General features: G+C 54.1%; 16 protein-coding genes. 7 read left to right on the plus strand and 9 right to left on the minus strand.

Annotated elements, in window-relative coordinates; genetic code table 11:
* Positions 1–249: 249 nt before the first annotated feature.
* From BM155_RS05505 to BM155_RS05525, 5 genes are all read right to left on the minus strand, one after another.
* Entirely contained in the window at positions 250–1,680 is a 1,431-nt protein-coding gene (locus BM155_RS05505) for a carbohydrate-binding protein (protein WP_074901604.1), read from the minus strand.
* Positions 1,681–2,298: 618 nt separating this feature from the next.
* Positions 2,299–5,094, minus strand: a complete 2,796-nt coding sequence (locus BM155_RS05510) for a galactose-binding domain-containing protein (RefSeq protein ID WP_083421096.1) — start codon at positions 5,092–5,094, stop codon at positions 2,299–2,301.
* A 782-nt stretch (positions 5,095–5,876) separates the two neighbouring features.
* A complete protein-coding gene (locus tag BM155_RS05515; protein WP_074901609.1) occupies positions 5,877–7,196 on the minus strand; it encodes a discoidin domain-containing protein in 1,320 nt (439 codons plus the stop codon).
* Positions 7,197–7,803: 607 nt separating this feature from the next.
* Positions 7,804–8,184, minus strand: a complete 381-nt coding sequence (locus tag BM155_RS05520) for a DUF5071 domain-containing protein (protein WP_074901611.1) — start codon at positions 8,182–8,184, stop codon at positions 7,804–7,806.
* 89 nt (positions 8,185–8,273) lie between these two features.
* Positions 8,274–8,900, minus strand: coding sequence for a TetR/AcrR family transcriptional regulator (locus BM155_RS05525; RefSeq protein WP_074901613.1), 627 nt, complete (start codon positions 8,898–8,900; stop codon positions 8,274–8,276).
* A gap of 147 nt (positions 8,901–9,047) precedes the next feature.
* On the opposite strand from BM155_RS05525, the gene BM155_RS05530 reads away from it, so the two are divergent.
* Genes BM155_RS05530 through BM155_RS05545 form a run of 4 tightly spaced genes read left to right on the plus strand, consistent with a single transcriptional unit; the run spans position 9,048 to position 13,553 of the window.
* Positions 9,048–10,604: an efflux transporter outer membrane subunit gene (locus tag BM155_RS05530; RefSeq protein ID WP_254773130.1), complete on the plus strand. Its 1,557-nt coding sequence runs from the start codon at positions 9,048–9,050 to the stop codon at positions 10,602–10,604.
* Positions 10,597–12,141, plus strand: coding sequence for an MFS transporter (locus BM155_RS05535; protein WP_074901616.1), 1,545 nt, complete (start codon positions 10,597–10,599; stop codon positions 12,139–12,141). The genes BM155_RS05530 and BM155_RS05535 overlap by 8 nt, the downstream gene beginning before the upstream one ends.
* 33 nt (positions 12,142–12,174) lie before the next feature.
* On the plus strand, positions 12,175–13,197 hold the full coding sequence (locus BM155_RS05540) for an HlyD family secretion protein (protein ID WP_074901618.1): 1,023 nt from the start codon (positions 12,175–12,177) through the stop codon (positions 13,195–13,197).
* 17 nt (positions 13,198–13,214) lie between these two features.
* Entirely contained in the window at positions 13,215–13,553 is a 339-nt protein-coding gene (locus tag BM155_RS05545) for a DUF190 domain-containing protein (RefSeq protein ID WP_074901621.1), read from the plus strand.
* A gap of 66 nt (positions 13,554–13,619) precedes the next feature.
* Here BM155_RS05545 and dkgB read toward each other — a convergent pair whose 3' ends face one another.
* Genes dkgB through BM155_RS05565 form a run of 4 tightly spaced genes read right to left on the minus strand, consistent with a single transcriptional unit; the run spans position 13,620 to position 17,543 of the window.
* Entirely contained in the window at positions 13,620–14,426 is an 807-nt protein-coding gene (dkgB, locus tag BM155_RS05550; protein ID WP_074901623.1) for a 2,5-didehydrogluconate reductase DkgB, read from the minus strand.
* Between the two features lie 3 nt (positions 14,427–14,429).
* Positions 14,430–15,422 carry an alcohol dehydrogenase catalytic domain-containing protein gene (locus BM155_RS05555; RefSeq protein ID WP_074901625.1) on the minus strand — a complete coding sequence of 331 codons (993 nt, stop codon included), beginning with the start codon at positions 15,420–15,422 and terminating at the stop codon, positions 14,430–14,432.
* Positions 15,409–16,329 carry a TIGR03571 family LLM class oxidoreductase gene (locus BM155_RS05560; RefSeq protein ID WP_074901628.1) on the minus strand — a complete coding sequence of 307 codons (921 nt, stop codon included), beginning with the start codon at positions 16,327–16,329 and terminating at the stop codon, positions 15,409–15,411. The genes BM155_RS05555 and BM155_RS05560 overlap by 14 nt, the downstream gene beginning before the upstream one ends.
* 41 nt (positions 16,330–16,370) lie before the next feature.
* Positions 16,371–17,543 carry an MFS transporter gene (locus BM155_RS05565; protein WP_067156668.1) on the minus strand — a complete coding sequence of 391 codons (1,173 nt, stop codon included), beginning with the start codon at positions 17,541–17,543 and terminating at the stop codon, positions 16,371–16,373.
* A 98-nt stretch (positions 17,544–17,641) separates the two neighbouring features.
* On the opposite strand from BM155_RS05565, the gene BM155_RS05570 reads away from it, so the two are divergent.
* From BM155_RS05570 to BM155_RS05580, 3 genes are all read left to right on the plus strand, one after another.
* Positions 17,642–18,526, plus strand: coding sequence for a LysR family transcriptional regulator (locus BM155_RS05570; RefSeq protein WP_074901995.1), 885 nt, complete (start codon positions 17,642–17,644; stop codon positions 18,524–18,526).
* Positions 18,527–18,852: 326 nt separating this feature from the next.
* The gene (gene typA / locus BM155_RS05575) at positions 18,853–20,670 is read left to right on the plus strand and encodes a translational GTPase TypA (protein ID WP_074901631.1); all 1,818 of its coding nucleotides are present in this window, start codon (positions 18,853–18,855) and stop codon (positions 20,668–20,670) included.
* Between the two features lie 286 nt (positions 20,671–20,956).
* The gene (locus BM155_RS05580) at positions 20,957–23,719 is read left to right on the plus strand and encodes an Lcl domain-containing protein (RefSeq protein WP_074901634.1); all 2,763 of its coding nucleotides are present in this window, start codon (positions 20,957–20,959) and stop codon (positions 23,717–23,719) included.
* Positions 23,720–23,880: the final 161 nt, after the last annotated feature.

Consider the following 23,880-nt stretch of genomic DNA (forward strand, 5'->3'; position numbering starts at 1 on the left):
GGTATGTGACCACTAACTTAGTGAAGCATGTTTGGGATCGGCTCAGGATGTCTTGCAAGCCTTGGGCAATCCACAGGAGCTGTTCTCCCAGCTCAGGTGACATGTATAGCTTTAGGACTCTCCCGCCAAGATACCACCGTAAACCGCTCGCGATATTAAACGGGACTTCAGAAAAAAATGGCCCCAACTCAGAGGTTGGGGCCAAAGGGGGGGGGAAGATTTCTTTTTTATGCGATCAGGCGTGGATTCTTATAAAAACTCATCAAAGAATCCCGAGATATTCCCTACATGGTTAAAACCGAAGATCCAGGTTGTCTCAACCGTGTCGGAAAAATCCATACCCCCCTCCGCAATGGTGGGGTTCTTCCAACCAACTTCGTTATCAATAGCGTGGTCGGCAACACGCTTGGCCTCGGTCCAGATAACCCCCACTTGTGGGTGGTTCAATACCCGGCTCCATTGGCTGGTGTCTTTGCTGTTGAAACCAGGAGTACTATTGTTGCCGGAATTACCGTCATCGATTTTCTGGTAATCGGTATTGTTGCGCACATAGCTCAAGTCATCGTCACTGGTTTTGTCTTCATTCCAGTTGCTGTGCTGAATAATATGAATGCGCGCGTTGGTATTCACTGATGGCAGATCCTGCTTCACCCGGCGCACCAAGTCAGCACTGAAGTCAGACTGGCCAGCTTCCGATATCCACACATCGCCACCGTTATTGAGTGTGGTTTTTACCTTATTGAATACGGTATTCAGGGCACCGTTATAGTCAGAATGGGCATCCGACCAACGGTTAGCACCGAACGCGAGATCAAACAGATAGTCGGCTTCAATAAAGTCACCGCCCTGGATACCGTAAGCGCCAGCAACGGCATGGTAGTTTACATTGCTAAAGCGAGCATCCTTCAATATTGTGGCAACACCGGCGACAGAGTGAATATCATCCGGGTCCGGTTTGCTATCAAAATTGGCCAGGTACAAATCTTTACTAGTATCGAAACGGCCGATTATTTCACCAGAACCGCTATCGGAAACTTGGCGCAGTTCCAGCCAGTTGATATTGAAGTTACCCGCCTGAATCTGCAAGCGCAGTGTATGCTGCCCCTCGCTCAACTGTCCGAGATCCAGTTTTTGCGTGATCCACTTTTGCCAACCACCGGTAGCGCCTACCTGTTGTGCACTACCGCGGGTTTGACCATCGACTTCCAAAGTATATTGACCGCCACCGGGCGCTGACGCTACGCGGACGTTCGCATAGTATTCTCCAGCCTGCAGTACGTCGATATCGAACTCCAGCCATTCGTTGGTTTCGGTCCATCCCACATTGTATTGACCGCCGTTATCACTGGTTTCCTGGATATCCACGCCGTCCTCTCGGTAGGCACCACCGAGGTTCTGCGCAGTACTGTCCCAATAGCGATGATAGTCTTCCGCCTGAATGTATCCAGGCACCATAAATGTATCCGGAGACGGGGTGGAAGGATCTTCAACTTCATCACAGGGAACAGAACCGCACATGCATACACTGTAGAGGGAACGGCTATTCAAACAGTCTGTCGCCTGGTCACCGTAGATTGCTTTACATTGCGATGTGTAATCGCATTGATCTTGGGCAAAAGTGGCCATTGCCAGCGCGCTGAACGCGAAACCGGTCAAATATCGCAAAGCAGGCAAGCTCATGATAGAGACTCCTTTTACAAATAAATATAAAAATATATTCCGATTTTTTTGAATTAGTGTGTTTCGGAAACTGACATTAACTGCCAGCGCAGAGACTCTATACATCAACTCCCACACGAACCGCTTATAAGATCACAGGGATAGGGAAAAAAAGACGACTCACGAAATAATCTGAATACCCTTCTCTTGAAAAAAATTAAAAAACGTTAACCGTTTAACAAGTTAAAAAAATACAACCTCATAAATACCATATTAATGGCATGAAAATATCTAGGCTTTTTTGTTATACAAAATAACAAGGAATCATATTTTTTCAGTTATAGAAAAATAGATGCAAACACTAAATTTACATCTGAATACCATACAAACAATACGAAGGGTTTTATGAAAAAATTTTAGTGCAATACAGCAAATTCAGGTAACGTAATGGCACTCCTAGCTCCATTAAAATATCAGAGAAAAGTTAATGTGGGGTTTCTATAGATACCAAAAGGCTCTTACATTTGTAAGAGCCTTTATGCAATCCCTGATTTAACTACGTACAATCCTTGTATTCATATTTTTCTAACAGCTAGATCACTCATGCTAATTCATCAGCAGCTCCTAAACCTGCTTCTTTTAATTTTGCTGGATATTGTTATCGCTGGTATTTCCTGAGACTGGACCATTGGATTGCCCATTGACGCCTGACGCCAAGTTATTTATCAGCACGGGGAAGTTTGTGAGATTATTAACGACTGAGCTTGTTAGAGTTAACTGATCCTGATTCTGCAGGGAGTCTTCCAGATGACGAATACTGTGCTTGTCTCCCGATAGCACCACTTGCAGATTGGAGGGTATATCGGTTTGACTGCTACGCAAGGTAATATCATGATTTTTTCCTCCAATAAAGGCGAGTGCTCCCCACCCATTTTTTGAACCGTCGGTTGGCAAAACAGTGATATCTGCCTTGGTGCCGTTATCGCTAGAATAGGCGAAAGTAATTACCGGACCTACATCAGCATCAGCGTACGAATTAACAATATTTCCGGAGCCGATTGAATATCCCTGCTCACAACCGATTACTGTTGTATTTTCAACATACTTGCTGCCAGTGGCGTGCACCAAAGTAACACCTGTTCGCGTATTTCGAATCACTGAATTCAATACTGTTACCGTATCTGCACCGCGCTCATATTCAACCCCATCGATAATGGTGTTACCGCCGTTATAAGCCCGGATACCGGCTTCTTGCAAACTCATCCAGTAACCTGTCGGCAGCTTGTAGCCCCAAACCGTCATAAAATCAACACTGGCAGCACGGGCATCGGCAGCGGCAAAACGTGGGTTGTTTGCTGCCAACATATCCGCTGTTGAGCGCAACTCACCTTGTACATAAATACCATCAATCAGCGTATCTTCAGATCCCTGCATAAACACGGAGTGACCGTATGAATAATTGAATACCGTGGAATTCCTGAAGGTATTGCGTAAACCACGAATCAGTACTGAAGAGTGTTTCTGGTGAGATAGTACAGGGCCAGCGCCTTTACCGTAGGCATCACCCAAACCGTATGGTTGAGAGCCGCGCGAGGTGATAATGAGGCCTTCAATTACATTATCCCGGCCGTCCATCATGACACCGAGTGCGCCACCACTCGGCGAAGTGTCGCCGATATCTTCAATAGAAAGATTGCTTATGGTGTTGTAGTTACCGACCGTACGCAACTGTATGACTTCGTTTTTCCCAAATTGACGCCACAGATCCGTATCAAATTTTATGTAGGCACAGCGGAAGTCGTAATGACTGTTGTGTCCATCAACGGGCAATAGCGTACTAGCGGCCTTGCCACCGGGTAGGGATTGTGAGGTAAATAAACTCGTATCACTTTCATCAATGACATAAGTGCCTGGTTTTAATGCCACTTTTACATTGTTTTTCCCCATGGCCTCAATCATTTCAGGTAAAGAGTCCACAAGTGTAAATCCTGCGGGCGTTTCACAGCTAACGGGCAGAGCACCTGCTACTGTCCCACCGCCACCAACGTAGGTTGCACCCTCCCGAATGGAGGAATCATTGTCAATTATATTTAACCAATTTAGATTAAATGCCGCCGATTCAACATTGATTCTCAGAGTATGAGTGCCAGCACTGATATTACCTAAGTAAACTTCTTCAGTATTCCAGTTTTGCCAGCCTCCGGTAGAATCTACCCCATGTTGCGCCACCACGACGCCATCAACCTCTATAGAAATCTGCCCCGTGTCGCTTGGTGAAGCCAGGCGAAGTTGCGCACTGTACTCCCCTGTATTGGAAACATAAATTGGATACTCCAACCACTCACCGGCATCCATCCAGCCAACGTTGTAGCCACCGCCAGAATCAGTTGTCTCCTGAATATCGACACCTTCATCCGGGCGATACGCTCCACCACGATTCTCAGTATCAGCATCAGAATAGTTACTGAAGTCTTCGGCCTCTATTTTTCCGGGGACAATAAACAGGCTGCCTGTAGCTTCAACACCATAAACCTCTACTTCTGCGAGGCTTAACGGATTACTACCAGCAAGCTGAACTCTGACATAACGACCGCTACGATTAATATCGATAGATGTCGGGCTACCCGCTGTGGAACCGTAGTAGTAACTGGCAACATCGTCCTGTGCAAGCAGCACATTTAAATCGTTTGAACTAAATGGTTTATCTGAAACCAATACATAAAAATTGGATAAACGTGAGCTGCAACAGCTATCAGTTCGGTTATAAAGATTGATGGTTGAAATGGTGCTTACACTGCCTAAATCAACCTGCCACCAAGGTTGTATTTCGTTCTCAGTATGTGTAATGGTATTGCTACTCCAGTTACCGCGAACATCTCCATCAACCGCTCGACTGGAAATACCACTGTAATCCGTAGAGGATTGCGAGGTAGATTTACCCAAGGCCAAATTCACTATTTCGCCACTTGCCACCTCAGAAGCTGAAATAGCCACCTCAGTAAAGCTGTTCCATTTATTTGACGTATTTCCGTAACCCACAATACGCACATAGCGGGCTTCCGTATCGTCTACATCAAAGATTTGCAGATCCAAGGTTTTTGATGGTTGATCACCGTAGAAAATACTTTCCCAGGTGTTACCATCACTAGATACTTGGATTTCTATCGTCGCAGTTCTCTGATCACCTTTATAAAAAGCTATCTGCACATCTTTGACGATGTAATTCTTTCCGAGGTCATATTCAATCCATTGCCCATCTCCAATGGCAGACCAACGGGTTTCCAGATTGTTGTCTAGCGTATTCTCCGGGATATTGCCATCATTAGAAGAAGCAGTAACAGAAACAGGATCGATTGCAAATGCGCTAACGCCATATAAGGATGAAAGCAAACACAAAATGGTAGCACTCAGTGGGATTCTTTTATATCTACTCATTAATTAATCCTTTCTATCTCAGCATCGCTTTTAGATTGACCAGTAACTTACACTGATTTACAACACCTCTCGGCAGGAAAAGAGGGCGCATCCAGTTATTCAATATAAGAATCAATAAAATGAATACGCTGCAGAAAATTCTACCTTGCACATTTTTTTACAACTAGGAAAAAAACACTTTCCAAAAAGTTTTTCACGCCATCATTATTGCTATTGATCACGTATTTGTTTTTTCGCATTACTAGCCAACTAATAACAAGACATTTTTTCACGCAACGATATCTAATTTTTTCCGTTAAAACCTATTCTATATAGGAGGGTGCAATTTAGTATCAGCAAGCTATAGGTGAATGTGCTGCGTTGATATTTGATTACTTCCGGTACAATCGTGACACTGTCGCCCCCCAAAATGCCAATTATTCAGCAATTGGAAAATATCGTCTCAGACAGTAGAAGAGATTACGAGTCACCCCCAAATTTCTGGAGCCTCCAAAAGAGTTTTTTCCGTAAAAATAAAAGGCGTGTCTCTAATTAGCCACGCCTTTTCTATGATTACCTTGTGTACGAAAAACCATTAGGGAACCTCTGAATAATTCGTGTGGACACAATGGTAGGTTCCGGGGCGCTCAGGTAATAGGACGGATATTTCGAAAACGCACGAGTACTTCCCTGTAGCTCCGACGGATACCTCCCTGTATCCGACGGTTTCGAAATATCCGTGCTATCACCTGAGCTTCATATCCGCCTCAAATGAATTAATCAGAGGCTCCTTAGAGTTTGTTTTACTTGATAATATTCGTTTCCACCTCTGCATCGTAATCGATATCACAAGGTGATCCGTAACATTTAATTTGATTGCAGGTGCCACTTGGGTTTGCGCAGTTTCCGTACACATTCAGATTTACAAAGCGCGTATCGTAAATACCATCAGTAAAGTGCAATCCATGGTCTGCATTGTTAGTCACTTTTAGATTTTCCAAATAAGCATTTTTGATATGCGAGGCCCGGATGCCATGACCACGGGGGCTGTCGTAGTAACCACCAACGTTGTCATCGGTTTGAATCATTACAAGATCTGCAACACGACGGAAATATATGTTGTGGAACAAGTCAGTTTCGGTATTTCCGTTATTGTGCAGCTTTAGATCAATAGCAGTTACACCCGTAGCGCCTTTAATGTGCATACCGTTACTGCAGTACATCGCTTCGATACGCTCCATATACAAGTTATTATTACTGGTTGCTTCTCCCTGTGATGGATCACCGCTGCCTTCCAGGAACAATCCCATATGATCGTTGCGCAAATCATAGCTGTTCGGATCTTGGTTAATATGACAGCGCAACTTGAAGTCTCTTAGTTCCACATTATTTACTGCCGTTGCATATAACAGTGGTTCATTGATGCTATCAGCGATCGAGTCCGGCCAAGTGATAACCGTATCGTAGCCCTGTCCCACGATGTTAACGTTATCTTTAAGAATTAAAGATTCAGTTAAGTAGTAGGTTTTTGCTTCCAGATTCACGGTACCACCACCTTTTGCGGACATGGCGGCAACACAATCAGGCAGGTCATAGCTACCAACGCAGATTTCACTCTCTGGTTCAAGATTATCAGGTGCCTGGCCTAAAAGTTTTACTTCGGTAATATCTGTCCAGCTTGTAGAGGCAGAATTAGAGTGTGTTTTAATGCGCACTTCCTGCACTTCAATATCTGCAATGTCGATGAAATCAATTTCAGCCGTTGTCCCGCTGCTTTCACCATTAAACACACGTGTCCAGGAACCGCTGGTGTCAGGGCGAACATAGATCTCAAATTTATATGTACGCTGGTCACCACGCCCCCAAGCGATACCGACTTCGCTAACCAGGGTGGGTTGCGCTAACTGTACAGTTAAATTAACCGGTGAGCCGTACCCCGCCCATCTAGATGCAAAAGACGTATCGCCATCAATTACATTAGTTGCAGGATAGTTAGCATGACCAGACCCGTCATCGAAAGCGGTTGCTATACCGATAGCTGATTCAGCACTATAGGCAGCTGAATACGCAATAGAAGCCGTTAAAGCTAAACAGCCTGCCAATATTTTATTTTTTATTATCATAATTAAGTCCTTATATGCATCTAGATTTATTTATGGAACCCCTGATTAATTCGCGTGGACACTATGGTTGCTTCCGGGGCGCTCAGGCAATAGGAAGGACATTTCGAAAACGCACGAGTACTTCCCTGTCGCTCCGACGGATACACCCCTGTATCCGACGGTTTCGAAATGCCCGTCCTATCACCTGAGCTTCACATCCGCCCCCGAAGCGCCTCTGCCACCAGAAAGTGACTTAATCAGAGGTTCCTTATATTTCTTGAGCATCTCGATAGACCAAAGATAGTTTGCTCTATTGCGCAGTCGTCACAACGACCGAACTCAACAAATAAACAAGCCATTGAAAAGTCTACCGAGCATATTTTTTTATAACTAGAGTCAAAGGACTTTAAAGAAAGTATTTTGCGCCTGGAATATTGCTATAGTTCACGTATTATAATTTTTATAAAGCCATGAATAATTTATGTGAGCGCGGTTTGATTTCTGAATACTCAGGTAGTGGGATAGGTAAGGTGTTTAAAACCCTGTTTCAATCAAATAGCTCATAGGCTGATATATTTCCCCAACCGATCCGGAAAGTGGGCTTCCGGCGATGAAAGAACGCTTTTCATCAGTTTCGTCTAAAGCGAAGCAATTCACACACTGCATCAAATACTTCTTCTTCTACTTCACTTTTTGTGGGGTGCAATTTTATGCTGTTTAGCTTGAAACGCAGCTGACAAAACACATCATCACTAACCTGGTAGAGAAGGTGTGAAACGATCCAATATTTCCACATTTCATCATTACCGGATAATATCCTTAGTATAGGCTGCACCAGCTCCAGACCTAACATTGACAACCTCTCCGATACCAGCGGTGCGATTGGCCAGTTTAAGTCTTGCAGGCACTCCAGCAATCTCTCTATATGCGGTATCACTTCTTCATCTGATGCAGCTTTTAAATGCTCGCAGGCTTCATCATCAAATTTATCAATTGGGACTAATCTCATTACCTGAGCGCCGAACCAACTACAAGATTGATATGAATTAATCAGAGTTTCGTTAATGAAAAGCCCGTGCCGATTATTCCATGTCGCACTCAGGCTATATCGGCGTTTCCGTATGCCCGCAAAAAGGTAGTAACCGCTTGGTTTACCCACTGGTCGATCTGGGCTTCCGAGGCCTGAGACTCGGGATGGGTGAGGGCAATCAGCTGAGCCTCGCCGCGCAACATCCCCGTAAACAGGGTTGCAGCCGCTTCGAGCCCGATGACCTGTACATCAATCTCGCCGGCGTTGGCCGCTTTCTCCAGGTGCGCCGCCAGTACCTTGGTCATGGTGCCGGGGCCACTGGTGTAGAAGGTACGAGCCAGGTGCGGAAATTTATCCGCCACGGCGACCACCACACGGAAAAGCGCCAGGGACTCATAGGACAGCAAAAGGCTGAGGTATGTGTGACCAATTTCCAGCAAAACCTTGCGGATATTGCCCGGAGTCACTTCGATCTGCTGCACCCTGCGGGTAAAACGGCTGCACTGATATTCGATCACCGCGGCGAAGAGCGCTTCCTTTTTGGGGTAGCGGGAATAAAGCGTCGCCTTGGACACACCTGCCGCCTGCTGGATCATGTCCGTGGTGGCGGCATTAAAGCCATGCTCGAGAAAGACCTGGGAGGCCGCCTTCAGAACACATAGGGACTTGTCGTCTGTGGCGATTGTCTGGCTCAAGGGATCACCTGCCTGTGAAAATGGATCTCAATGAACGGACTATACCGAAACCCTCACTTGACATAAACTGTACCGATCGGTTTATACTCCGCGACCTCTCTTTCCCGCCTAACTCATTGTAAATTTCGCTTTAAACGCAGGTGTATTGTGGGTGCGAAGCAACTCCTATCGGTTTTCGTCATTCTGAACAGTACTAAACGGTACAGTTCATCGCTATTTCGGTTTCTGTCTCCCAGCACCCGGACGGGATGCTTGCTGGCTGTCACCCTGCTGGGTGGCTGCGCCTCTTTGCCTGATGGGACGCAGCCTGGCGATATCCAGCTCCCGCAGCCCCCATCTCTTGTGGCCGCGCAAAGTCTGTCGGAACAGCCGGTGCCCCAAGCCTGGTGGGCCCTGTTCAACGACGAGCTGCTGGCACAAATGGAGCGCGATCTGGCCACCGGCAACCTGGATCTGCAGCTGGCGGCGGCACGGGTTGAGCAAAGCCGGGCCAGGCTTGGCCTGGCCGCATCGGCCCAGGGCCTGCAGCTGGATGCCGCGGGCGGCTATTCACGCAGTCAGCTGAGTGAGTTTTCCCGCCTGGCGGCGCTGGGGGCTCCCACCGATCCCAGCGACTACTGGAGCCTGGGTACCCGTGCCAGTTGGGAGCTGGATCTTTGGGGGCAGCTGAGCAAGCGTACTGCCGCCGCCGGGCAGCGTCTGCTGGCAAGCCGCTATGCGCTGGCGGGCGCCCGGGTCTCCGTCTCCGCCGAAGTGGCGCGGACCTATCTGCTGCTGCGAGGGGTACAGCAGAAGCTGCGCCTGGCGGAAAAGGAACTCGAGATCAACCGCGATCTGCTGGCGCTGCAGCAAAGCCGCAGAGCCCAGGGGGTAGCGACGGACTATGACACCGCCTCGGCCCGCGCAGCCGTGGCCGCTGCTGAGGCACAGATTCCCCTGCTGGAAACCCAGCGGGATCAGCTAATGAACGCTCTGGCGCTGCTTCTGGGCAAGGCGCCAGAGGCACTCAATGCACAGCTGACGAAAAGCGCACACCAACCTGAGCTGCCGAAACAGCTGCCGGTCGGGCTGCCATCGGAGCTGGCCCGCCGGCGTCCCGATATATTGGCGGCGGAAGCACAGCTGCAGGCGGCCACGGCGGATATCGCCGCGGCCCGGGCGGATTTTTATCCGCGTATCACCCTGGGACTGAGTGCAGGAATGGAGGCGATAGAAAGCGCCGATTTCGGCAGCTGGGGTTCGCGCACCTTCTCCCTGGGGCCCTCCCTTTACCTGCCCATTTTTCAGGGCGGGCGCTTGCGCCGGATGTTGGAGCTGCGCGAAGCCGGGCAGAAGGAAGCGGCCATTCGCTACCGCAAAACCGTACTCAGCGCCTGGCATGAGGTGAACAATGCCATGAAAGGGTACAGCGATGCCCTGCGCCGCTACCAGGCATTGCAGCAGGCCAGTGTGGACACCGATCAGGCGCTTGCAACCGTTCAACGGGCCCGCCGTCATGGTGTCGCCAGCCGTATTGCGGTACGGCAGGCGCAGCTCGCCGAGCTGCGTCAGGAGAGGGCGCTGACAGATGCGGCTACCGCCTCGGCACTGTCGGTGGTGGCCCTGTATCGCGCGCTGGGGGGCGGCTGGTCGGATGCGCTGGCACCAGCCCCCGCAACAGACACGCAAGCCGGGAATATTGTAGCGGGAGGAACTCGTGGCTGAGGCTTCCGCACCGCAACCGGGCCCCCAGCAGCCGGTCTTCAACCTGCGGCTGGCCCTGGGACTGCTGGGCATCCTGCTGGCCGCAATGACCGCGGGACTGAACAGCCGGGTTCCCGGTCTGGCGCTGGCGGATATCCGCGGCCAGCTCGGCCTGAGTTATGACCAGGGCACCTGGCTGAGCACCCTGTACGCCGCCGGTGAACTGATCGCCATGCCCTTTGCCTCCTGGTTTGGCATCACCTTCTCTCTGCGGCGGTTCCACCTGTCGATGCTGCTGTCGATGATGGCCCTGGCAGTGGTCATGCCTTTTGTGGGCAATTTCTATCTGCTGGCGGGACTGCGACTGCTGCAGGGACTGTTTGCCGGAGCGCTGATTCCGCTGCTGATGGGCGCAGCCCTGCGCTTTCTGCCATTGTCGATCCGCCTGCACGGTCTGGCACTCTACGCCATGACCGCCACTCTATCCCCCAATGTGGCGGTATGGCTGGCGGCGCAGCTGGCGGAAGATCCCGTGTCCCTGAATTGGCTGTACTGGCAAGTAATTCCCCTGGGGCTGCTGGCTGCTGCGCTGGTGTATTACGGCATCCCGGCCTCGCCTCCGGCACTGCCCAGGCTGAAACAGGGCAACTGGCTGGGGATGGCCCTGGGTGTACCCGGCCTGGGCCTGCTGGCTATCGGCATCGGCCAGGGGGTGCGCCTGGAGTGGCTGCATTCCCCCCTGATCTGCCTGCTGCTGGGGCTGGGGGGAGTTCTGACACTGCTGTTTCTGATCAGTGAATGGCGTCATCCGGCACCCTTTATCAGATTGCAGATGCTGAGTCGGCGCAATCTGGGACTGGGATTCACGGTGTTCTTCTTTCTGCTGGTGGCCATGTCCGCCGGGGTCAGTGTGCCGGTCTCGGTTCTGGCTCAGCTACAAGGGTTCCGGCTGGAGCAGATGACCGCCCTCGGCCTGATTATTGGTCTGCCGCAGCTGTTTATGGGCTCGGTGGTGGCGCTGCTGCTGTACCGGCGCTGGATGGATGCCCGCTATCTGTTTGCGCTGGGGCTGGGCCTGATGGCGCTGGGCTGCTTCCTGGCCTCCCGCATCACCAGCGAGTGGATGGTGGACCAGTTTTTCTGGTCCCAGGTGTTGCAGGCCATTGGCCAGCCGATCGCCGTAGTCTGTCTGCTGTTTTTGGGCACCAGCGTTGTACAGCCGATGGAGGGTCCCTTTGTGGCCGGTATCGTCAACACCATCCGGGCCCTGGGGACTCTGCTGGGTGGCGCCTTTGTCGGCCAGCTGACGGCAGATCGCAGCCGGTTCCATTCCGACATGCTGCTCAACCACGCGGGGATGTGGCTGAGCCACAACCCGGCCCCACCGGCTATCGATAACCTGGCCCAGGTGATCTCCACCCAGGCGGCGGTACTGGCCAGCGCCGATATCTTCCTGGTCTTTATGACGCTGCTGCTGGTGCTGATTCCGCCGGTACTGTGCCTGCAATATGTGCCGGCACCCCGTATCCCCGCACCGCCGGCCGCGCAGGCAGGCTGAATTCTTGTATTTGAACAAAGAAGGTTTGAAGTCATGAAGAAAAACCGAATTGTCCTGGCAGGCGGCGCCCTTCTGGTGATCGCCGTTGCTGCCATTATCCTGATCGGTGTGGGGTCCGGTGGCGTCCAGGCCACCGACAATGCCTATATCAAAGCGGATATGACCGCCGTTGCACCACAGATTTCAGGTGTCATTCGCAAGGTGGCCGTACGCGACTATCAGCCGGTGGAAAAAGGCGATCTGCTGTTCACCATCGACGACCGGGAACTGAACGCAGCCCTGCGTCAGGCCGAGGCGGATGTGGCCAGCGCGGAAGCGGATATCCACCGGATTCAGGTGCTGCTGGATGCCCACAAGAACAGGATCCGCCAGGCACAGGCCGTGCTGAAGGTGGATGAGGCTAACCTGCAACTGGCCCGCGCCAATCAGAAACGGTTCCGCAGTCTGGCACAGGAGGGTTCCGGCACCGAGCAGGACCAGGAGCAGGCGGACGCGGTGCTGGCCGTGCAACAGGCCACATTCAAAAGAGATGAAGAAGCCCTTCAGGCGGCACACAAGCAGGAAAAGGTGCTGCAATCCCAGCTCGATATGGCCCGGGCAGCCCTGACGGCGGCACAGGCCAGGCGGGATCGTGCCCAGCTGCAGCTGTCCTATACGCAGGTGAGGGCGCCGGTTTCCGGTGTGGTGGCCCAGCGACTGCCGCGGGAGGGAAGCTATGTGCACGCCGGCCAGACCCAGATTACTCTGGTGCCCCTGAACACCCTCTATATCGAGGCCAACTACCGGGAAACCCAGCTGGCAGAGGTTCACCCTGGCCAGCCAGTGACTTTCCGGGTGGATGCCCTGCCGGGGCTTGAATTCAGGGGCCATGTGGAAAGCCTGGGACCGGCGTCCGGGGTCAGTTTCTCACCGGTAGCGCCGCACAATGCCACCGGCAATTTCACCAAGATCGTCCAGCGCCTGCCGGTGCGTATCCGCATCGACGATGGCCAGCCCCAGGCGGCGCGGCTGCGGGTGGGCATGTCGGTTCGACCGGAAATTCATACAGATCAATAAGTGAAGGGCAAGACAGAATGGAAAAGGGCTATCAGGTCACCTTCTTTACCCGGCAGGACTGCACCATCGGCAATCAGCCACTCGGGCAATGGCTGTTGCATATCGCCAGCCAGCTCGGCCTGAAGGGGGCGACCGTCAACGGCGCACTTGAAGGCGTGGGACACGACGGCGAAGTGCATATGGTCAACCTCTATGACATCTCCGAACAGCCCCTGCAGATTGTTATGGTGGTAACTGAAGCCGAATACCGGGCGCTGTTCCGGAGGCTGGAACAGGAGCCGGTGTCCGTGTTCTGTACGGTGGCCGAAGTCGAATTTGGCATGGTCGGTGGCGGGACGCAGGCACCGAACCGGTGACAGATTCACTCCAACCCCTCGGATTGGTGAAAAGGGGTACCCGGAGGGTACCCCAAAAGCCGTGTATCAATCCCACTCGGGCGCAAAGTCGGGATTCGCAATCCGCTCATTGCGATCCAGTGTTCTGATGGCAGACAAATCCTCTTCGGAGAGGCTCAGTTCAAAAGCCTTCAGGTTCGCTTCCAGGTGTACACGTTTGGTTGATGAGGGAATAGCAACTATGTCCCGGTGCTTCAGCCAGGCGAGTACTACCTGGGGAATACTGGCACCGTGCTTCCCGGCAATGCTTGCGAGTGTGGAGTCCTCCAGCACCTTGCCGACCGCCAGAGGCATGTACCCCGTCACCACAATCCCCTGTTGCTGGCAGAAATTCACGACAGCCTCGTTCTGCAGGTAGGGGTGAACTTCAATCTGGTTAGTGAGAATCTGCCCAGGCCCGGCAATGTCGATCGCCTGCCGGAGCTGCCGGGTCGTAAAATTGGAGACACCAATGTGCCGGGTCAGGCCAAGTTTTCTGGCCTCCAGCAGTGCGGAAATGTATTCCTCCATGGGGACTGCTTCTTCCGGTGAAGGCCAGTGGATCAGCAGCAGGTCCACATAATCCGTTTTCAGTCGGGCAAGGCTTTCCCTGACACTGGCAATAAATTTCTCACTGACCAGGTTTTCGTGCCAGACCTTGGTGGTAAGAAACAGATCAGCGCGGGCCACATCGGCGGTTGCCAGCAGCTCGCCAATTTCTGCTTCATTGTCGTAGAACTGGGCAGTGTCTATGTGCCGGAAGCCCAGATCCAGGGCTTCTGTAACGGCCGATTTCAGAGCGTCGCCCTGCAGCCGGAAGCTACCCAGGCCGGGGTTTGGAATTACTGTGGTCATGCTTTACTCCTTGTTCGGAAGATAACGGGAATCAATGACCGTCTTTAACGGACGGTCCAGTGTGGTCGTCAATTCCAGGGCTGCCGGAAGTTCAGAAATCGGTTCGATGTGCGGAGGCGGAAGGCTCAGCCGTTCCTGTGCAACCATAGCCAGCAGCTGCTCTCCTGCGCGACAAAATTCCTGCCACTGGCGTTCACTTCCTAGCCAGTGCAGGGCGTTCAGTGCCACCTCATGAATGGAAAGGGCTTTGTCGAAGGCAGGCACCGGCGGGCTATCCAGGCGGTCCTGAATACACAGAATATGTCCGTTTGCCTCAATCTGATCTGTCAGCCCTGCGGCATGCTCAGCATTTACCGTGTCAAAAACCGCAAAGTACTGCCCCGGCTTACCCTGAACTGCCCAGTCCACCACGGCCTGTGCGCCCAGCTGACGCAGTGCGGCAGCGTGCCGGGCTGAAGCCATCGCCGTTACCCTGAAGCCGCGCTTTGCCGCCAGCTGCACCAGAAAGCGGCCAACCATGCCGCCGGCACCGGTAATCAGAACCTGTGCATCAGGGCGATGGGGGATCTTTTCAATGGCCTGCCAGGCCGTCATCAGGGGGCACGGGAGCGCAGCTGCGGTGGACAGGGGCAGGGTGTCGGGTACCTGCAGCAGCGCCTTGCTGCTGACCACTGTGTGACTGGCAAAGCTGCCAGGCCTGTGCAGGTCCTGGTGGTAGCAGACACGCTGGCCGGGAGTAATTCCCGTAACCTTCGAGCCCACCTTGCAAACCCTGCCGGCACCATCGACACCGGGTATATGCCCCTGCTCCCAGAAGGGTGGCCAGTTCCGGATCATTTTCCAGTCCACCGGATTCAGGCCAATAAACTCGTTGCGGACAACCACCTCGTCCGGGCCCGGACTCAGATCATTCTGCAGGGATTGCCATTGCAGGGCCTGGGTGGCCTGGCCCTTTGCAACCAGGACCCAGGCAAAAACTTGTTCAGGGTGTCTCATGAAATACTCCAAGAATGTCCTCTGCCACCCGCATCAGGGTGTCTGCAACCGGCGCCTGGTTGCGTCTGAAATGCAGGCCTATGTGGTTCACACCGGCACTCTGCATCTCCTCCAGTTCCCGCAGCAGGCCATCCCGGCCGGTCTGCACGCCAAACCGGTGTCGCCGCCGTGGCGCTTTGGCATCGTCCAGGTAATCCAGATGGATAAACGACACATAGGGCTTGTCGCCAGCCACATTCCGCCAGAGTGCCACCCGGCGCATATGCTCTTCTGGCGTCCCCGGGTAGGCCAGCCAGCCACTCATATGCTCGCCAATCCACTGCGGGGATTGCTGGGACAAGCCGGCGGATAACAGTGGCGGTGGTTGCGTTTCGGGCAGAATGGCTTGCCCGGGGGCCAGCCGGCGGTCCTGTTTGCCGGTGAGTATTTCGACACCGTGACGGAAGTCCTGGCCTCGAGTCTCATAGTCCGCGCCGAACAGCGGGTATTCGGAAGGTCTGTCACCGCTTGCGATGCCAAGCAATAGACGGTTCCCGCTCAGGGCCTGAACCGAGGCTGCGGATTTGCGCACAATCCAGGGGTTGCGCAGGGGAAGAACAATGGCTGCGGTACCCAGGAGAATGTTCCGGGTGACCCCGGAAAGGAAACCCAGGTACACCAGGGGATCGAATACCTGGGCGGCATCGCCGAATGACGGGTCGTAAAGGGGCACATCGCGGACCCAAAGTGCCCGGAACCCCAGTTCGTCCGCTTGCATGGCCAGGGACTGGTGTGCACTCAAATCCGGTACACCGAATGGGCGTTTGTCGAGCAGTCGTTGACGCTGTCCGTCTGAGGTCCAGTCATTATCCAGAGGCAGCTCCACGCCAATGGTAAGGGGGCCTGATGTGAGCTTTGACAGATTCATAATTCACCTCCAGCGCCTCCCTTACGGGAGGCCGGTTCAGCTCAGGCGGTTGCCGGTTCGCGGTTATCCAGAGTTGCGGAAATACGGGTCAGAACCAGGGCACTGAGCACAATCACTCCGCCAATCCAGGGGGTATGCATCAGTCCCATATCCTCAACCACATGCCCGCCAAGCCAGGCGCCGCCGGCAATACCGATATTGAATGCTGCGATGTTCAGCCCGGATGCAACATCAACAGAATGGGGGGTATAGCGCTCGGCGAGCTGAACGACATACACCTGCAGCCCCGGCACATTGCCGAACGCGAAGGCGCCCCAGACCAGCAATGTGATGACAACGGCAATCGGGTTGTAGGCCGTGAAAGTGAGCAGGAACAGGGTTGCCGCCAGGCCTCCGAAGATGATGTACAGCGCCGAGGTTGGTCCATGGCGATCTGCCAGTTTGCCGCCCCAGATGTTTCCGGTGGCCACTGAGATTCCGTAGACCAGTAACAGGACACCAACGATTCCGGATGCAAAACCGGTGACATCTTCCAGAATTGGCGTCAGATAGGTGAATGCCGTAAAGCTGCCGCCATAACCAATGGCGGTCATGGCATATACCAGCAGCAGCCGTGGATGCGTGATCACCTCAAACTGCTGGCTCAGTGTGGCTGGCTTGGATTGCTTCAGATTTTTGGGTACCAGCAGGGCACTGCCGATCAGAGCAATGGCCCCCAGGACTGCCACTGTCAGGAAGGTTGCGCGCCAGCCGAAGGTCTGTCCGATAAAGGTGCCCAAAGGCACACCCGTCACCAGAGCCACGGTCAGCCCGGTGAACATAATGGCAATAGCGCTGGCCTCTTTTTCTTTGGATACGAGGCTGGTAGCAATCGTTGAACCAATCGAGAAGAACACACCGTGAGCCAGCCCGGTCAGGATTCGGGCCGTCATCAGTGATGCGTAATTGGGGGCCATCCAGGCAAGTACATTGCCGACGATGAACAGACTCATCAGGGACAGCAACACCCATTTACGATTCCAGCGCCCCGTCAGGGCAGTTAATACGGGGGCTCCAACAGCGACACCCAGGGCGTACAGGCTGACCAGAAGGCCAGCTGATGGCAGGGGAACACCCAGATCCTGGGCAATGGTTGGGACCAGTCCGACAATAACAAATTCGGTGGTCCCGATTGCAAAAGCACTCAGGGTGAGCGCGAAGAGTGCAATGGGCATAGCGGTTCTCCGTGAGATTCATTGACGGAGGCTAGTTTGCGGCCGCATACTTTTGCGATAAATGGCAGTTTTTGAAAAATACTTTTGCGATTTTTGAAATGAAAAGCCGGTCGGACGATCTGTATTTTTTGCTTTCAGTGGTCGACAGCGGCGGTTTCAGCGCAGCGGCGGAACAGCTGGAAGTGTCCGTCACTCGGGTTTCCCGTGCGATAACCCGGCTGGAGCAGAGTCTCAACACCACCTTGCTGAACCGCACCACACGAAAGGTAAGCCTGACTGAGGAGGGGCGCCTGTTCGTCGAGAAGGTCCGCGGGGGATTGGCCGCTCTGGAAGAAGCCGAAGAACTGCTGGCCATTCGCAAACAAAAACCGGCAGGGCGCCTGCGGGTGGATGCCGCCAATCCTTTTTTGTTGCACCAGATAGTGCCGCATGTCCGGGACTTCCGCGAAGCCTACCCCGACATCGAACTGGAACTGACCGCCAGCGACCGGATTGTGGATCTGCTGGAGCGGCGGATAGATGTCGCCATCCGGATTGGCCCGCTGGAAGACTCCTCCCTTCATGCCCGCCCAATCGCCCGTTCCCCGTTATCGGTGGTGGCCTCCCCGGATTACCTGAAACGGCGGGGCAACTGCGACTCCCCGGATGCCTTGAGAGACCATGACATCATTGGCTTTACAGCCCCGGAAGCACTGAACTTCTGGTACATCGGGCAGGGTGTGCGGGTCCGGCCCAGCATCCGGGCCAGCAGCGGAGAAGCGATTCGTCAGCTCTGTCTGAGTGGGAACGGGCTGGCCTATCTTTCCCGATTCATGATTGGCGCAGATATTGAGCAGGGGAATCTGGTGGAGTTGCTGAGCGATCACCTGGTCAGCCCTAATCCGCGGGAGCTGGTCAATGCCGTCTATTACCGCAATACAACTCTGTCAGCGCGTATTCAGGTGTTTCTGGATTTTTTCGAGACGCGCTGGAATTTCCTGTAATGCGTGCGCCGATGTACTTGTCTCTGCACGGGTATAGCAGAGAACCCGTATGTGCAGCAGCAAACTCTCAGAGAATCTTCGTATAAGCCCGGCCGAAACCTTCCGGGGCTTCGCCTCTGATTAATTCATGTGAGCGTTGTAGTTGATTTCGGGGCGCCCTGGCAATGCGGTCGGTTCCTGTAGGGATAAATTCATATCTCTGAAAGAACAATCCGTGTAAAATCTTGCCCCCTTTTATTTCCCGCTCGCAGCCTTCGGGCCGGGAGCAGTCTACGAGCTACGAGGTTTGTACGAACCTTCACGCCAAAGCAGGTAAAACGCCTTCTATGCCCTCTGATATCAACAAGTTACGCAATATCGCCATCATCGCCCACGTAGACCACGGCAAAACCACCCTGGTGGACAAGCTGTTGCAGCAGTCCGGCACCCTGGACCGCCGCGACGCGGGCGCCGAGCGGGTTATGGATTCCAACGACCAGGAGCGGGAGCGCGGCATCACCATTCTGGCCAAGAACACCGCCATCCGCTGGAACGACTACCGTATCAACATCGTCGACACCCCCGGACACGCCGACTTCGGCGGCGAGGTAGAGCGGGTACTGTCCATGGTGGATTCCGTACTGCTGCTGGTGGACGCGGTGGACGGCCCCATGCCGCAAACCCGTTTCGTAACCCAGAAGGCCTTCGAGCGCGGCCTGAATCCCATCGTCGTCATCAACAAAATCGACCGTCCCGGCGCGCGCCCGGACTGGGTGATGGACCAGGTGTTCGACCTCTTCGACAGCCTCGGTGCCACCGATGAGCAGCTGGACTTCCCAGTGGTCTACGCCTCCGCCCTGAACGGCATTGCCGGCCTGGACGACACCGATATGGCCGAGGACATGACCCCGCTGTTCCAGATGATCGTCGACAAGGTCGCGCCGCCGCAGGTGGATCTGGACGGCCCCTTCCAGATGCAGATCTCCGCCCTGGACTACAACAGTTACGTGGGTGTTATCGGCGTCGGCCGTATCACCCGCGGCACCCTGAAGCCGAACCAGCAGGTACTGGTACTGGACCGCGAGGGCAACTCGCGCAAGGCCAAGGTACTGCAGGTGATGGGCTACCTGGGGCTGGAGCGGATGGAAGTGGAACAGGCCAGCGCCGGCGACATCGTCTGCATCACCGGCGTCGGTGATCTGAATATTTCCGACACCCTGTGCGACCCGGATCACCCCGAAACACTGCCGGCCCTCACCGTGGACGAACCCACGGTCAGCATGACCTTCCAGGTCAACGACTCGCCCTTTGCTGGCCAGGACGGCAAATTCGTCACCTCGCGCAATATCAAAGAACGCCTGGAGCAGGAGCTGATCCACAACGTGGCCCTGCGGGTTGAACCGGGAGACTCTCCGGATAAATTCAAGGTTTCCGGCCGCGGAGAGCTGCACCTTTCCGTGCTGATTGAAACCATGCGCCGGGAAGGTTTCGAACTGGGTGTATCCCGCCCGGAGGTGGTGCAGAAAGAGGTGGACGGCGAAATCCACGAGCCCTATGAGCAGGTGGTGATCGACGTAGAAGAGCAGCACCAGGGTGCGGTGATGGAAGAGCTGGGCCTGCGCAAGGCGGAACTGACCAATATGGAGCCAGACGGCAAGGGCCGCGTGCGCCTGACCTTTATCGTGCCCTCCCGCGGCATGATCGGCTTCCGCTCCCTGTTCCTGACCCTCACCAGCGGCTCCGGCATTATGACCAGTATCTTTGACCACTACGGCCCGGTAAAACAGGGCGAAGTGGCCAAGCGCACCAACGGCGTGTTGGTATCCATGGTCAACGGCAAAACCCTGGCCTATGCCCTCTACGCATTGCAGGATCGGGGCCGCCTCTTCCTCGGCCACGGCGAGGATATTTACGAGGGACAGATCGTGGGTATCCACTCCCGCGGCAACGACCTGGTAGTAAACCCCACCAAAGCCAAACAGTTGACCAACATCCGCGCCGCCGGCAGCGACGAGGCCCTGACCCTCACGCCGCCGATCCGCCACACCCTGGAGCAGGCGCTGGAGTTTATCGAAGACGATGAACTGGTAGAGGTCACTCCCAACCACATTCGTTTGCGCAAAAAAATCCTGCAGGAAAATATGCGCAAGCGCGCGAAGAAATAAGGCTTTGGAAAACCTCTGAGTAACTCGCTCCTGCACGACAAAATACGGCAAAGTCGGATAAGAAGCTCAGGTGAGTTAATCAGAGAAGCCTCGATTCCCTTTCAAGAACAACGGGCCCTTCGGCCCGTTTTTTTATGCATTTATCCCCGCTACGTCATCAAGGAGCGACGTCACACAGCGAACCTCGGACGATCCGCACTCCCTGAATAGGGAATAGACACAGCCCCCCTATCTGATAGCTTCGCGCCAAAAAACCGGGCTGATTTTTATTCCACTTGGGGGACTCATGGTATTTCGCAACAGCTTCGCTGTGCTGCTCTCGGTATTAACTCTGACGGCCTGCGGCAATGGCCTGGAATCCGATACCGAGCAAACCGCATCACAGGAAATCTCCGACACACCAATTGAAGAGCCGGACCTGGACCCCGGGGAAGATCCCGTAGAAGACCCCACCGAAGATCCCGTCACCGACCCAGGTGACGGGGATTTGCCGCCACCAGAACCTTCATCCCTGATCAAGCTCGGCAGCGACGGCGCGCCGCTGGAGATCCAGTCTGTGGCCTGGAGTGATACCGGCAGTGAAGAGGAAGGCAGCCAGTGGGCTTGCGTGCAAGACACCATCAGCGGACTTGTCTGGGAGGTGAAACGGCCAAACGCACAAAACGATCACTCAGCGGCCAACAGTTTCAGTTGGTATAACCCGGACAGTGAGACGCTCAACAAAGCCTCTGGCCTGGGGCAGTGCTACGCAGGTAACACGCTCACCGGCGGTGCCGACTGTAATACGCGCGCCTTTGCCGAACGCATCCGCGCCTTAAATTTGTGCGGCCTAACAAATTGGCGCATTCCGAGCATTGCAGAACTGGCCACGCTACTAAGCGAAGAATCTGACGCTTCCGGCTACCATACCGGCGTCGCGCAATTTCCCGGAATTAACGGCGTTACCGAAACGATTTACTGGAGTAGCAATGCCGCCGACCACCAATACGTTTGGGCAATGGACTTCAGCCAGGGAGAAGCGGTGCTCCGGGAACCCTATGAAGCGCTGAATCTACGCTTGGTCAGCGGCAATCAGGCACCGGTGGCCACGTCCCAACGCATCGCCATTGCGCCGGATGACCTGCCTATCGCACCGACCAGCGGTGAACAAAAACTGGATATCACGCTCTCAGGCGAAGATCCCGACGGTGACGACCTTATCTATACCCTGGTTACCGAACCTCAGCACGGCGCACTGCGGGGGAACCCGCCCCAGCTGGAGTATATCCTCGACCACGAATATACCGGCGAGGACAGCTTTACATTCACCGCGAGCGACGGAAGTGAAACGTCGGAAGCGGCCACCGTCACCATCGGTATCGCCCCACTTGTCAGCGAAAACCCCGCGACACCCACACCGGTAGATCTGGCTCAATTCGACACAGAGTCACCGCAGTCTTTCCTGTTGAAAGACAGTATTGCCGACGACGGACAGGCACTGGGCTACATGGAAATTACTGTTCCTGAAAATACTGACATCATGCAGGATCTCAGCTATTTCCTCGCCGCACAGAATATACGGTCGGAGCAGGCGACACATTACACTTTCGAATTGTTTACTGAATCCGACTTTTCCGGTACGCCGCTGACACAGGTAACCGCCAGCGATGGCGCTCTCATCGCGGCGGCGAACCATAAAAGCAAAACCCTGTATTTACGCTTGAAGGCGAGTTTTGATGAGGCCGCGCCGGTGTATTTTGAGCTGGCGGGCGGCAGTGACTCGGAACCGAACCGACTTGTCCATTACTGCGAGGAATATCCTCATCCCGAACTCATCCCGTACAACATGTGCAACTGGGAATCCGGCTGGGATATAGGGTGTGATGAAGAGCGCTGTATTGCGGTCAACGCAGCGCCCGAAGTCGATCTTAAATACGAATGCGCATATCGCACTTACGGTATGTTCGAGAACGTCATGCGCTGCCATGCGTTCGAAGTATCAACGGGCGAGTTTTCCTATGAAATCTGCCCGTCACCCTATATCTGTACCAAAGTGAAACTGGACGATCCCCCGGATGTCGATCCCGGTGATACAGTTCCGGTCACAGACCCTATCGAAATCTCGTTCGACACCCCAAGTGTCACCATCGAGGTACCCACCACTCCGGCCTATGGTGTCAATCTGACGCAGCAGCTATTTCTCAAAGCCGTGGAAGGCAGTGCAAGCCAGCAGATACTGAGTGATTTCTTCGAAACGCTCAGAGCATCACTGGTGGAAGATGCCGCGGCGGATTCCACGGTTGCGCCTTGGCGAGACTATGTTGTCTCGCAGCTGGATTCCGGCGCATCGGTGTCCGAGATCATCGCCAACTTTACCCAAGATACCGCCAGCGGAAACCAGGAAGCCGCCGCATCACTGTACGCCACCATCAACGAGCTGATCGTGGCGCTGACGCAAAGACCGCAGAGTGCGCTGAACAATGATGAGATATGGCTACTGACAATCACCATGGCGCATATCAATGATCGCCGCGAGGCACTTGTGACCAACGCAGAGCAGAAAGTCGCCGATTACTTTGCGGAACTGAGTGACTGTTTCGGTCTGCATTGCGTTTATGTTTCCACGGGCTTCCCGCAGGCACTCGCCGATGCCATCGCTACAACCGATGCCGACCTGATTTCCGCCGGAACCGTGGGCGGAGTGGCGGTTGCCAGTGGGGTAGGGACCTACATCACCCTCACATCCAGCGTTGTACTGTCGACCGCCATGGTGCACACCGCTGCCGCCGCCGCGAAGGCCGGGGTGACCGTATCGGCATTTATTTCCGGCAGCGCCAGCATAGCGGCGCTCCCGGCGGTGATCGTTACGGTAGGGGTTGTCTGCACCGTGGTATCCGTCTCCAATCTGATTGAGGCCGGGGAGAATGAGGCAGCCTACAACGCCTTTCTCCAGGAGAACAACGCCCGCTTCAATGACCTGGCGGAATTTATCGATACTGAACACAGCGATGAGGTGCACGCCGAGATCACCAACGCCGCCATCCGTATGCTGGACGAAATGTTTCCGTAATTTGGCATCTTTCCCTGTGGTAGATTATCTAGGGAACCTCTGATTAATTCGCGTGAACGCTTTGGTTAGTTCCGTGGCGCTCAGGCAATAGGATGGCCATTTCGAAAACGCACGAGTACTTCCTTGTAGCTCCGACGGATACATCCCTGTATCCGACGGTT

Source organism: Microbulbifer thermotolerans (assembly GCF_900112305.1).
GTDB classification, from domain to species: domain Bacteria; phylum Pseudomonadota; class Gammaproteobacteria; order Pseudomonadales; family Cellvibrionaceae; genus Microbulbifer; species Microbulbifer thermotolerans.